This window comes from Bremerella sp. TYQ1 (genome assembly GCF_020150455.1).
GTDB lineage: Bacteria > Planctomycetota > Planctomycetia > Pirellulales > Pirellulaceae > Bremerella > Bremerella volcania_A.
Genome location: NZ_CP083740.1, coordinates 3428861 through 3441622, shown reverse-complemented (window position 1 = coordinate 3441622; position 12762 = coordinate 3428861). Strand labels below are relative to the sequence as shown.

The window sequence follows — 12762 nt, the reverse complement described above, 5'->3', positions numbered from 1 at the left end:
AGTGACCTAGTTCTAGATGGTTAGTCGCTCGGGTCCCATTTCAGAAACTAGCCAGGCAAATAGAAACTCTCGCTGCTTTCGCATGCCCTCAAGTTCGGCGTCGATCTCATCCCATCGGCGTTGAAATTCTTCAGGTGGCACTAGTACCGTTCGCATCAGGCGTCTTTGTATCTTCTCAAATAGCCATCATAATGAGGGGCCAAATCCCCCGAAAGCGAACACCGCCACTATTTTCGTGTCCTTTTCGGAAATATGGGAAGGTATGCACATGCAAGATACTCAGGAAATTACCGTTCAATCGATCCGCCCGGAATCGCTTCTTTATCAAGAGGTCAAACAGCTTTGGAGAACAAACAGCAAGACACTAGGTTTTCTGCCGGACGGGGCTTTCCTGGATCATGCAAGCCAAGGCCACTTGCTCGTTGCCGTGAATGGTTCGGAGTTAATGGGCTACACCTTGTACCGAACGGGTAAACGAACCGCTGGCATTATCCATATGTGCGTGGCTCCAAACGCTCGCGGAAATGGGGTCGCCCGTACGCTGTTGAACGGCCTTCGTGCTCAGGTAAACCGCCTGGAACATATCACGCGGATAGAGCTTCGTTGCCGCCGCGATTACGGAATCGATGACTTTTGGGCTGCTCTTGGTTTCGTGGCCAGAGTCGAAAAAGTTGGTAGAGGAAAGGATGCCGCCGAAGTTACCGAATGGCACATGAAGCTAGAACGTGCTTCGCTATTCGACGGCATCGACGAGGAAGAAACTAAGCTTCGAGTCTCGATTGATACAAACGTCTTCCTCGACTTGGAGGTGGGAAAAGACCCGGAAGCAATCGAATCGCGTGGCTTGGTCTCGGACTGGATTATTCCTTACCTACAGATTGAAGTCACACCGGAACTTCAGAACGATCTAAACCGACAGCAAGACAACGAGGAACGCCAAAGGGTAAAGCGCAAAACGAAAAAGTACGTTGAATTAGCGCCCCCTCAGCTTCGAGTAGATGAGTGCATCGAGGAGTTGCGAGAACACTTTTCGCAACAGCTTTCGGACAACGATGAATCGGACCTAAGACATATCGCGCAGTGCGTGGCCTCAGGTATAAGCGTATTCGTAACAAGGGACGATGCCCTCCTGAAAAAATCGAGCAAGCTCCGAGAATTACACGGGCTCGAAATCCTTAGACCTTCGGAGTTAATCGGGCGAATTGACACGCTTTCGCGGTCGGCCGAATACCAACAGAGGTTCGTAGCCGGGGCAAATAGCCTTGTCCGAGAACGTCTCAAACGAAGTGATTCGGAACTACGGGCGAACTTCTGCAATTTTCATGGGGGTGAACTAAAGAGAAAGTTCAACCAAGGCATTCAAGAGTGTCTCGCCCATCCCCACAGTTTTGAAGTTCATGTTGTCAAGGAACGACGTGGGGACGACGTCGCCCTGGAAGCAATCGATTGGCGAAATGAAAAGTACGTCAACCTGAAAATGTTTCGTGTAAGGGCTTCGCGGTTTGCTGGTTCCCTTGCTTGTACGCTGCTAAGCAATCTAACTCTCCGAGCTGCCACCGAAAACAAGCTCGCTCTTATCGCTACGGACGCCCACACTAGCGAGACAGTAACCACAGCGTTACACGCCATGGGGTTCATTCCTGCTGACGGTTCGCACGTCAAGTTTACGCCCCGTGGTATCTTCAAGGCTGAAGAACTCGGCGCTTGGGTAGAAAACGCCGCGAATGAACTATCAGTGAATGGGGAAAGTGTCGAACGATTGATTAGCGTTCTCCGGAGCGATGAAATCCACCTTGACCCTAGCCTAGCTTGCCAGGTTGAACACTTGCTTTGGCCTGCCAAGTTGATTGACTGCCAAATCGAAACCTACCTTGTTTCGATTCAACCTGAATGGGCATCGCATCTATTTGAAGAAACGCTCGCCAACGAGACGTTGTTCGGGGCCGAAGAACATCTTGCGATTAACCCGGAAGCTGTCTACTATCGGGCCGCGCGACCTAAGGTGTCACCCCATGGGCGAATACTGTGGTACGTAAGCAGCAGGGGCAAGTATTTGGGCCGGATGAGCCTGAGGGCTTGCTCGCGAATTCGAGATGTCAACGTTGAAGCGGCTAACATCCTGTTCAAGCGGTATCGACGACTAGGCATCTTTGAATGGGAAAATGTGCTGAAAGTCGCAAAGGGCGTTCCAGATGCTAGCATCATGGCCGTAAACTTTGATGACACCGAATTGCTACCCAATCCGATAAAATGGAATGATCTAGAACACCTCCTCGAAACCCATGGTGTTTTTGGGACTATCCAGGGACCGAGAAAACTCCCCAATGAAGCTTTCATCGAAATCTACGAACGTTGTATCGGAGCTGGCCTCCGATGACAGGTTGACATTGTGGTTATCGATTAAGCCCACATTCGCTGGATTGATTACTTCGGGTGAGAAAACGGTAGAGCTTCGCCGGACAAAGCCGTCCGCTTCGGCCGGTGATATTGCCCTGATCTATGCTTCCTCCCCGGAACGTTCGTTAGTAGGTGCCGCTGTTATTGCATGCGTGTTGTGCCTAACCCCTACCGAACTGTGGCCCCACGTCAAAGATTGTGCCGGAGTGGACCGGCAGCAGTTTGACGACTATTTCGAGGGAGCATCTACAGCTGTAGGCATTTGGTTTGAAGACGTTCATGTCCTTCAAAAGCCCATCACGCTCGCCAAGGTTAGAAACAAGCTTCCAGGCTTTCATCCACCGCAAACCTATCGCTACCTAACACAGCGAAACATCCGTTCCCTGGGGCTTTCATCCTGCCTAAATGAGCTGACCGCTTTCTAAGTGAAGAAAAAAGTCTTGGCGAAATTTTTTCCGAGGCGAGAATCTGATCCGTTTCGATTGTTCAGTGTCTCGTTTCGTGAGGTAAGGGTTTGGATACAATCAAGACCAGGAACAGCCACACTTTACAGAATGACGCGAAAATCAGTTTTGCCATGTTAGCCAGGCTGAGCATCCAAATCATGTCTGGCCGATCGACTTCATCTTCGATCGGACCGAGAACGGTCGGCAATTGAAGATCCTGTCGCTGGTCGACGAGTCCAGGCGGGAGTGCATCGCGTTGGAAGTGAGTCGCAAGCTCACTGGTGATCACCTGATGGAACTGCTGACCGACCTGTTCGCGATCCGCGGCGTGCCAAAATACATTCGCAGCGATAACGGCCCCGAGTTCATCAGCCGTCGTGTGCAGCAGTTCCTGGAGAAGATCGACGTTGGTTCGTCGTTCATCGAACCTGACAGCCGATGGCAGAATGGCCAGCGTCGCGAACAGTCCGGTGAACTCTTGGCCGCCGTATCGTCATATGGAACTAACGGCTGCCTATTTCTGTCCTTCTCATGGATTTCCATCAGATTCACGAATGAGCGGATTCCAGCATCGACTAGCATTTGGACCCTCCCTTGGTGTTCCGCCGGGTCTGGGTGGCCAGGATAGGCACCAGCGAGCAAAAGCGATGGCACGACCCAGTAACTGAACGAAGTTGGTGGCAGGATAGAATTATCAGCGAGCTTTAATCTCATGAAATCCCTCAAGAAGCGGCAAATTTGATCAAATCGAAGGACGCGCCGGTGGTTGGCCTTCTCGTAGCCCGGGAGACGCTACGGGATCTGGGCGCAACATTTTGGCCAACTTCCTACTTTTTAAACGATTCGAGGATTATTTCGAGTACAAATTCGTTGCGGTTGCGTATTAAGGTGCGTGCTTGCCATTGTGCATCAGCCACGTGAGGCCACGGTCCTCATTCTTCGGACGATCCTCGTCACGAGTACCGCTTTTCCAGTCTTGGCCCAAGATGGTCTAAGAAGTTGCCAGGGAGTGCTACGGCCAACTTCTATCTTTGGGAGACTTGCGAATGCAGAACTCCAAAATTGGGTGGACCCACTACACCTGGAATCCATGGTGGGGATGCAACAAGGTGTCGGCTGCCTGCCGTCACTGTTACATCGGTCAGATCATGCGTCGATCGGGCAATGAGCCGTTTGATGGCCCGATGCGAACCAAGACCACCTGGCGATTGCCATTTCGATGGAACCGCGCGGCCATCGGAACTGGCGAACGTCTTCGCATTTTCACTTGCTCGATGTCGGATTTCTTCCACCCAGGCGCGGATAAGTGGCGCTGCGAGGCCTGGGCGATCATCCAGGCGTGCCAGAACCTTGACTGGCTTATTTTGACGAAACGCCCTGAACTGATCCGGGATCGGCTTCCGAGCGATTGGGGCACCGGCTATCCGAATGTCTGGATGGGGGTCACGGTGGAAGACCAAAGCCACATCAAGCGCATCGATAAGCTCGCTAAGATCCCGGCTGCGGTTCGCTTTGTTTCCGCCGAGCCTTTGCTTGGTCCTGTTTACTTTGGTCGCCGGCTTCGCCAGCTCGACTGGGTGATCACGGGCTGCGAAAAAGCGGCGAAGGCCAAGCGGCGAGGCTTGGAAAATAGCTGGGTGCGCAATATCCGCGATGAGTGCGAGGCGAGCGGCGTTGCGCTCTTTCACAAGCAATACTATCAGGGCAACAAAATCATGTTTGATGGCCTGATCGACGGCAAAATCTATCAGAAGTGGCCCGCATCGACTGCGTAACACTTCCCTCTCACACTCGAAAGACCGGTCGTGCTGATCGGTCTTTCGAGCACATGGTTTTCCATGATGGCATTCCACCTTTTATGGAACGGGAAACTCAAGACGAGATTCCCGTTCATTAGGAAACACCATGAACTCCATCAGCAAAACACCAGGCGTTTACGTCCTGATTTTTTATCTTCACAAGAAGATGTGGATCACGTTCGATAAGAAGGGCTCAAAGCACTATTTTGACAGGGGCTGGTACGCGTACGTTGGCAGTGCACGTGGACCCGGCGGTTTGCATAGCCGCGTCGCACGCCACCAGCGCCGAAGTGATCACGGCAAACGCATGCACTGGAATGTCGATTATTTCCGTGAACATGCGGTTCTCCGCGAAGTATGGTATGGCAAAACCGACGATCCTCAAACGGAGCACACTTGGGCAAAGACGATGGGCACGCTTCGGGGTGCCGGCGTCCCAGTGGAGCAATTTGGAGCAAGTGACTGTTCAGCTGGGTGTAGGTCTCACTTCTTCTATTTCTCAGATCAGCCCAGGACATCGGAATTTCGCGGTCGCTTGCAGAATCTGAATGACGGTCTGCCGGTCTTCGTGGAAATTGTAGACGGTAAGAAGGGCACTTCTCGAAAGTGGTCTTCCTTAGTCGCAGAGTATTACCTCGGTCGCCAATTTCTTGAGCAACGTCGCCTGGCCGTTGCAGAAGGGCCTATCGGCTTTGATGACTTGAAGAGCTTAGCGAAAGGACGTCCCGGTCGCTTTCTGGCGGAACAGGTGGTTAAAAATGCGAAAGTCTCATTCCCCCGATTGAAGGCAGCGATTGAGTTTTCGGAAGCGGTCGAGACGATTATGGAAAACTGCGGTTCAGACTCTTTCGACGTATTGTTCGACTCGAAACGGCCGCAAGCTCGAAAAGCGATCATGCAGATTAGTCGGACGTCCGACACTCGCCAGCAATATCGATTTCACGGTGTCGTATCTGGGAGATTTCGTTCCATCGGACCGAGCAACGACGATACTGTCTTTGACACAGTGGACTTTACAGAAGTCCTCAAGAGGCTTTTTAGGGCCCGCGGTGCGATCCAGAAGCTCAATTCAGAGGTCAAGCGATCGCGGAATATCGGTGTTCGTTGTGAATCCCAGCGACTGTCTCGATTGTGCATGGAAGCAGCTCGGACTCTCAAAGGAATAACGACTTCCACTCAACCCAATTCACAGAGCGTTCCGCATGGACTCAGGAAGGAAGTAGTCATGCCTGTCCTGCGAGAACGCTCTGCTAAAGGAACGGTCGTTGGGCTGGGACGCCTCGCATTGCGGCTGACGGTCAAGAACGTCTGGGACCACCAGGAAATGGTCCATCGGGACATTCTTCCCACCGAAGATCAACGAAAGCGAGTGCGACAGGAAGTCCAGCTTATCGTGGAAGCCGCAAAGGCCATTCGCCAGACCGTAGAATATTCGCATGACGTACCAATTTCTGTGGCCGGCTTTGGATGAGTATTGGAAAATGAAGTTGGCATTCGGCCTCTGTTTCGGCCGCATGCCTCGATCCGGGGATTCCGCACCGAGAATCCCCATAAGATGGAGGCGAGAAATGTCAGCTGATTCCGAACAGCCCGCACTAACTCGAACAGAACTTTATGATCGCGTTTGGAACGAGCCATTAAGCCGAGTTGCCAAAGCATTACAGAAAACCGACGTCGCCCTGCGACAGCGGTGCCACGAGCTTCGTATTCCAATCCCGGACCGGGAGTATTGGAAGCGGAAGCGAAACGGTCTCTCCGTCCGAAAGATCGCGCTTCCGCCAGAGGGTGATATACGCAAGAAAGCTAAGCGTTCAGGGATATCCAGAAGACGCAAAATCAATCTTGAACGATACGATTCCGACATTGCCCAGCGGATCGCTTTTGAACAGGAGTCCAGTAACAGAATCTTCGTACCTAAGAGACCGACCGCTCCACATCCTATGGTCCTAGTAACCAAGGAAGCGATGAAATCAGCCTTTCGTGGAACGTATGACCGATTAACGTCCCACTGGCGAATCGAGGAGACGCTCACGATTGAGGTCTATGAGCAATCGATTTCAAGGGCACTGGCTCTATTGGATGCACTTCTCAAGGCTTTGCAATCCCGCGGATACGAAACGGCTTTCCGGCGCAGCACGCACCGCAACAAATGCCCCTACGAAGTTACGATGTTAGACCATAGCTTCCACTTCGTTATCCGCGAAAGATTTCAGAAGGTTGAGAAGGCGGAGCAAAGGTCGCGTTTTATGACCGACTATGAATACAGACCAACCGGTGAGCTGCGACTACTCGTATGTCGTGGCGATGGTTGGGGACCGATGTTCACTCTTTCTGATGGTGAGACGCTCTTGGAAGATCGCCTGAATGAGGTGGTAATTAAGCTACTCCAAGAGATTCAAAAGTCTCGCCACCAGGAAATCCGAAACCGCCAGGAAGCGATTGAACGCGAAGCGGCAGAACGCGTACGACGGAAAGCCGAAGAGAAGCAGAGAAAAGAAAGGGAGCGACAGAAGCACTTTTTAACTGCCGCGACCGATTGGGCCCGTTGTGTGGAACTTCGCCAATACATCGAAGCGGTTCGCGAGGAAGCAACCCAACGGTCAGGTCCCAAACTGAGTCATGAGTTGAATGCTTGGCTTGATTGGGCAAACGGGTACGTTGATACGCTTTCGCCACTGGCGAGGGATAGGCCGCTACCAAGAATTGATTCTTCCGACGTTCGGGGCAATCCAACGGATGAGACGAACGATTAGCCGTCGAATCGGTTACCTCTCTCTTATTGGGAGCTGTGCCTCTTTGAACGTTGGAAGAGTGCTATCTGGCAGTTTGAGATTCAAGAAGTCCATGTTCCCCACCGGCAACTCTATGGCATATTCAATCGACAATTAGTGATACTTTTCGAGACGTGGTTAAAATCCGAAAAGTCAATTCTCCGTATCCAACGCTGACTATCATCATCCTGGACGTGAACGTAGGCATCCGAGGCGACCTTGTAATTGGGCGTATGTCCCTGCCAGTCATCGACATATTCACGGGGAACACCCTGGGCAATCGCGTGGCTCTTGAAGAAGTGCCTCAGAGAGTGGAGCGTGAAGCCTCCGTTTTTCTGGCCAGCCGGTATTCCAACCCTTCGGAGTGTTGCCTTAAAGTCGTCGTTTAGGTCGTCGGGATCGATGTGATGATTTCCATCAGGGTACTTCTCGCTGGCCATCGCTGTGAAGTACCAGCCTGTTTCATTGGGTTGGTAGCTTAGTAAGACGTCGCGAAGTCGTGGGTGAATGGGAACCTTCCAATTTTGGCCGGTTTTGGTTTCTCGTCCTTTTCGGGACACAATGTAGATCCAGCCGCTTTCGAGGGCCACGTCTTCTATCAGCAAGTTTCGCAGTTCGCCGCTGCGCATGCCTGTGAGTGCCAGCACACTAAACATCGTTTGACGGGTCGGTGTGGCTGACCTAAGGATCTGATTCACCTGTTCAAACGTGAGCACCGACTTCTTTCTCACGTTAGGCACGTGGAACTTCTCGTTGGCTAGAAGGCTGGTCTCGATATAGCCACGCGTAAAACACCAGTGGAGAAAGTCCTTCAACAGTCGCGACTCTTGCCAAAGGGAATGCCCGCTGATGACCGGCTTCCTCATGCTGCGGTAGCGATCGAAGAGGGGGACCGTCACTTGGTCGACACGCTGCACTCTCACCTTGGAAGCAAAATCACTGAATCGATCGAGGATTGAAGAGTAGCGGGCAATGGTTCCCGGGCGATTGCCTTCGGCTACTCGATATTCCATGAACTGCTTGATAGCTTCCGCGAGAGCAGTTCTGGCGATTCTGCTTTCCTGGACATTGGAACCGAATGTGCCTTGGATGAGTTGTGCTTCCACAACAAGTGCTTTCTTACGGGCGATTTTCAAGTTCCGGGTTTTGGTTGTCAGTATCCGATGCCCTTTATAATAGAAATCCATCTGCCAGATTCTCTTCTTGCCACGCTGGACGAGAGTCACACGGTCTCCGACGAGGATACGCTTCTTTTCGACATGCTTTTCGGTCATTTCAGGTGCCCCTTTGAGATAACGTGGGATGAGTTGTTCAACTGGAATAGTATGCCTCGTCCTAGCGTTGGGGCAGTGACGCTGACTTGCATCTGTGCGGCTGAGATTGGATCATAGGGCAACCATTGTCCAGCTTTGATCCAACTACAGATGATTTGAGGGCCGGCGTATGCCGCCATCGGTATTTCTTTCGATTCCTTGCGACAAGTGGATTGCATCCAACGAGGTCGCCTTTGCAATCTTCGACGGCTTTCCCGTCAGCCCCGGGCACGCCTTGGTGATCACTCGGCGTCTGGTGCCTACTTGGTTCGATGCCACGTCGGCCGAACAAGTTGGCCTGATGGACCTGGTCAAAGAGGTGAAGGCAAAGCTCGATGAAACACTCGACCCGCAGCCCGATGGCTATAATGTGGGCTTCAATGCGGGAAAAGCAGCGGGGCAGACAGTACCTCATGTGCACATTCATGTGATTCCGCGTTACCTGGGCGATATGTCCGACCCCCGTGGTGGCGTTCGCCATGTGATTCCCAGCAAAGGTAACTATTTGGTGGAGTCGCCGGAGCAGGGCTTATCTGGCTCCAAGCAGGTCGGCTTACAGCTTAGCTCGGGATACCCGGACTCGCCGTTGTGGGAACATCTCTCATGGAGAATCGCGGGTGCCCGGTATGTGGATGTCCTGGCCTCCTTTGTCCAGTTATCAGGTCTGGACGTCATCGAAGAGCGGATCTTTGACGCTATACGGAATGAAGCGCGCGTCCGCATTCTGGTGAGTGATTACCTCTACATCTCCGACGCTCAGGCGCTGCGACGTCTTCTGGGGTGGTGTGACCTAGCCGTTGAGGAGTTTCAAGCGGAGCGGCTGTTCGTCAAGTTGGTGGAGATCGCCAAACTCCCATCGAGACCGGCATCGTTTCACCCCAAGGCGTGGCGAATTGCGGACGATCACCATGGCTTCATCTCGATTGGGAGTAGCAACCTCTCAAGGCCCGCTTTACAGACAGGCATAGAATGGAACCTGCTTTCGACTCAAGAGGCAGAGCCTGAAGCCCATTCTCAGGCATCTACTGAGTTTGATTCGTTGTGGGAACTTGCTTCACCTCTAACGCCAGAACTGGTTGAAGACTACTCGCAGCTTGCCGCCAAATACCGGGCGAAGCATTTTGAGCCTGAGGCCACGGATATTCGTGAAGTACCGCTGGTTCCACGTCCCTGGCAGGCGGAAGCCCTTCAGGCTCTCGATCAGCTTCGTTCCGCGGGTTACCAGCGAGCCTTGGTTGCAGTAGCTACCGGTATGGGCAAGACATGGCTGGCAGCCTTTGATGTGCGGCAACTTGGAGCGGGCCTGGAACGCCGTCCGCGAGTCCTCGTGATTGCTCACCGCGCCCAGATCCTGGCCCAAATCGAAGCGGCTATTTCGCTGGTTCTGGACGCAGCCTACGCCGAAGGAACGACGGCTTGGTATGTAGGCGATCGAAATTGCTTGGACGGCGATACGGTCATTGCCTCGATTCAGAAGCTATCGCGACCTGAGGGGCTGGAGCAAATCGCCCAGCAGGAGTTCGACTACGTAATTGTCGATGAGGTCCACCATGCTCATGCTCCCACTTACCGGCGAGTTCTCGCCAAAGTCCAGGCGGGCTTCATTCTGGGGCTGACGGCTACGCCAGAACGGGCGGATGGTTTCGACGTGGCCGCCATCTTCGACGACAATCTGGCCTATCATGCGACCATTGGCGACGGAATAGCCGAGGAGGCGCTGGTGCCGTTCCATTACATCGGGATCAAGGATACCGTCGACTTCCGGCAAATCCCCTGGCGTAATGGTCGGTTTGACCTCGAAGAGCTGGAACAACGCGTCGAGACAAGCGAACGCATGGATCGCCTTCAGACTGCCCTTAACTCGCATCCCGGTGAGCGAACGATCGTCTTTTGCTGTTCTCGGAGACATGCCCTGTTCACCCGGGACTGGCTCCGATCGATCGGCATGTCGTCCGCGGCTGTCTTCTCCGGGGCCGGTAGTGATAGCTGCGGTGAGTCTCTGGAGGCCTTGCGGACCGGCAAACTAGATACTCTCTGCGTCGTCGACATGTTCAATGAGGGACTCGATATTCCGGCTGTCGATCGAGTCGTCATGTTGAGGCCAACCGAGTCGAAAGTCATCTTCCTACAGCAACTTGGTCGAGGGCTACGAGCCAGTGAGGGCAAGTCTCGCTTGTTGGTGATCGATTTTGTCGGGAACCATCGAGTCTTCGCCCAGCGAATCATCCACCTTCTTTCGCTACGGAGTTCTCAGGAAGGGTGGCAGACTCTCAGGCAGTGGCTCAACGGCGAGCCTCCGAGTCTGCCCGAGGGATGCTTATTGGATGTAGAACTGGATGCCCAAGACATGCTCAGGGTGTTCCTTCCCCAAGGCAGATCAGCTGCGATCGAAGGGTATCGGAGCATCCGTGACGACCTGGGACGACGACCAGCTATGTTGGAAGTGTTTTCACGTGGCTTTCTGCCGCGAACTATATCAGCCGCAGAAGGCAGTTGGTTCCCATTTGCTGAGTCGGAAGGCGATTTGTCCCAGGAGGAGCAAGAAGCTACCGCCGAATTTGCGGACTGGCTAAGAATGCTAGAGACGACGAATCTCAACAAGTCCTACAAAATGGTTGTCTTGCGCGTTCTGCTCGACCAGGGAAAGCTATTTGAAGGCGTGGACCTGCGAGAGTTCGCGAGCAAATGCCGGCAATATCTCATGAATCACCAGGTTCTTCGTCGCGATCTTGAAGGAGACGGGCACGCTCTTGATCACGAGACGGCGGAGGATGAAGCTTGGACTGCCTGGTGGAACCAATGGCCGATCGGGCGCTGGCTTGCCAAGCAAAAGGGCAAGACCTGGTTTGTCCGAGAGGGTGATCACTTCCAACTGGCATTCGACGTTACCGAGCACTTGAAGCCGGCCTTTGAAGCAATGACGGAAGAGATCGTCGAATGGAGATTGGCTGCCTATGCCAAGAGCCGGCGTTTGGTAGATACCGAGCCTGGTGAAGTAGTATTCACAGCAAAGGTCTCCCACGCCAATGGGCGTCCCATTCTGTTCCTGCCTGATAGGGCAAGAGAGCCCAATCGGCCGGTGGGAGTTACCGAGGTCCAACTTCCCGATGGCGAGGTTTGGGAGTTCAAATTCGTGCAGGTGGCCTGTAACGTGGCCAAGCCTTTGGGGGAAACCAAGAATCAGCTTGGTTCGCTTTTGCAGGAATGGTTTGGGCCAAACGCCGGACTGCCTGGTACCAATTTTACAGTCCAGTTTGAAAACCGCGGGGAAGGATGGCAAGCCAAACCTGAGAATATGCCCGAAGGGCATTCGGCAGAAATTTCTGAGTTACCTGACGATGTTTCCAAGATCGGGATCTTTGATGAAATCCCTGTCGAAGCACAATTCACCACGCACGTTCCCATTTACGACCTTTCTGTCGCGGCTGGCGGTTGGAGCAACGTGGGAATCCCAGAACCCATTGGTTGGCTTCCTGTCCCAAATCAGCGTCTCAGAGAAGGGATGTTTGCCGCGCAGGTGAAAGGCCAATCCATGGAGCCGACTATTCCTTCCGGTGCGTGGTGTCTGTTCCGGCCATGTCCAGCAGGTAGCAGGGAAGACCGACTCTTGCTCGTTCAGGTGAACGCGCATCTCGACCCGAAAGATGGGGGGCGCTACACGGTAAAGCGGTACCGCTCCAGGAAGCGAAGCAGCGAGGGCGGCGGGACGTATCAGACGATCGAACTTGAACCTCTCAACCTGGACTACCAACCGATTCCCATCACTGAGGACATAGCGGGATCAATAAGAATCATGGCAGAGTTTGTTGCCGTTATTAACGACGGAAAGCGTTGAGGCTCCGTATTTATCACTGTCGACGATCGGTCCCATTCTTACGAGAGTTGACCATCGCCGGCCCCAAGTCAGGGCTGTTGGACTCACTGAGGACAAGTAGAGTCGAGGTTTCGAGTCGCCCGTAAATTCGAAAGCAAGTGAGAATGTGTCTTCGAATGAGGTCAGAATATAACAAATGTGGAATGGGTTGATACGAGCCAA

At 53.2% G+C, this 12762-nt stretch carries 9 protein-coding genes; 7 read left to right on the top strand and 2 right to left on the bottom strand.

Annotated features, from left to right (window positions below):
* Positions 1-12: 12 nt before the first annotated feature.
* Positions 13-156 (bottom strand): hypothetical protein, encoded by a 144-nt coding sequence (locus tag LA756_RS13650; protein WP_224435280.1) that lies wholly within the window; start codon positions 154-156, stop codon positions 13-15.
* A gap of 112 nt (positions 157-268) precedes the next feature.
* Between LA756_RS13650 and LA756_RS13645 the strand changes: the two genes are divergently transcribed.
* The 6 genes from LA756_RS13645 (at position 269) to LA756_RS13620 (ending at position 7395) form a co-directional block, all read left to right on the top strand.
* Positions 269-2377: a GNAT family N-acetyltransferase gene (locus LA756_RS13645; protein ID WP_224435279.1), complete on the top strand. Its 2109-nt coding sequence runs from the start codon at positions 269-271 to the stop codon at positions 2375-2377.
* Positions 2325-2822, top strand: a complete 498-nt coding sequence (locus LA756_RS13640; RefSeq protein ID WP_224435278.1) for an ASCH domain-containing protein — start codon at positions 2325-2327, stop codon at positions 2820-2822. Before LA756_RS13645 ends, LA756_RS13640 begins: the two co-directional genes overlap by 53 nt.
* Before the next feature lie 190 nt (positions 2823-3012).
* Positions 3013-3471 (top strand): DDE-type integrase/transposase/recombinase, encoded by a 459-nt coding sequence (locus LA756_RS13635; RefSeq protein ID WP_224440387.1) that lies wholly within the window; start codon positions 3013-3015, stop codon positions 3469-3471.
* Between the two features lie 418 nt (positions 3472-3889).
* The gene (locus tag LA756_RS13630) at positions 3890-4618 is read left to right on the top strand and encodes a DUF5131 family protein (RefSeq protein WP_224435277.1); all 729 of its coding nucleotides are present in this window, start codon (positions 3890-3892) and stop codon (positions 4616-4618) included.
* A 130-nt stretch (positions 4619-4748) separates the two neighbouring features.
* Positions 4749-6113 (top strand): DUF123 domain-containing protein, encoded by a 1365-nt coding sequence (locus LA756_RS13625; protein WP_224435276.1) that lies wholly within the window; start codon positions 4749-4751, stop codon positions 6111-6113.
* 775 nt (positions 6114-6888) lie between these two features.
* Positions 6889-7395 carry a hypothetical protein gene (locus LA756_RS13620; RefSeq protein ID WP_224435275.1) on the top strand — a complete coding sequence of 169 codons (507 nt, stop codon included), beginning with the start codon at positions 6889-6891 and terminating at the stop codon, positions 7393-7395.
* A gap of 110 nt (positions 7396-7505) precedes the next feature.
* Here LA756_RS13620 and LA756_RS13615 read toward each other — a convergent pair whose 3' ends face one another.
* Positions 7506-8687, bottom strand: coding sequence for a tyrosine-type recombinase/integrase (locus tag LA756_RS13615; protein ID WP_224435274.1), 1182 nt, complete (start codon positions 8685-8687; stop codon positions 7506-7508).
* A gap of 169 nt (positions 8688-8856) precedes the next feature.
* On the opposite strand from LA756_RS13615, the gene LA756_RS13610 reads away from it, so the two are divergent.
* Positions 8857-12561 (top strand): DEAD/DEAH box helicase family protein, encoded by a 3705-nt coding sequence (locus LA756_RS13610; RefSeq protein WP_224435273.1) that lies wholly within the window; start codon positions 8857-8859, stop codon positions 12559-12561.
* The last annotated feature ends 201 nt before the right edge of the window (positions 12562-12762 follow it).

Coding starts and splice junctions, on each gene's coding strand:
- LA756_RS13625 (WP_224435276.1), top strand. CDS start 4,749: ATGAACTCCATCAGCAAAACACCAGGCGTTTACGTCCTGATTTTTTAT.
- LA756_RS13620 (WP_224435275.1), top strand. CDS start 6,889: ATGACCGACTATGAATACAGACCAACCGGTGAGCTGCGACTACTCGTA.
- LA756_RS13640 (WP_224435278.1), top strand. CDS start 2,325: ATGAAGCTTTCATCGAAATCTACGAACGTTGTATCGGAGCTGGCCTCC.
- LA756_RS13630 (WP_224435277.1), top strand. CDS start 3,890: ATGCAGAACTCCAAAATTGGGTGGACCCACTACACCTGGAATCCATGG.
- LA756_RS13610 (WP_224435273.1), top strand. CDS start 8,857: ATGCCGCCATCGGTATTTCTTTCGATTCCTTGCGACAAGTGGATTGCA.
- LA756_RS13645 (WP_224435279.1), top strand. CDS start 269: ATGCAAGATACTCAGGAAATTACCGTTCAATCGATCCGCCCGGAATCG.
- LA756_RS13615 (WP_224435274.1), bottom strand. CDS start 8,687: ATGACCGAAAAGCATGTCGAAAAGAAGCGTATCCTCGTCGGAGACCGT.
- LA756_RS13650 (WP_224435280.1), bottom strand. CDS start 156: ATGCGAACGGTACTAGTGCCACCTGAAGAATTTCAACGCCGATGGGAT.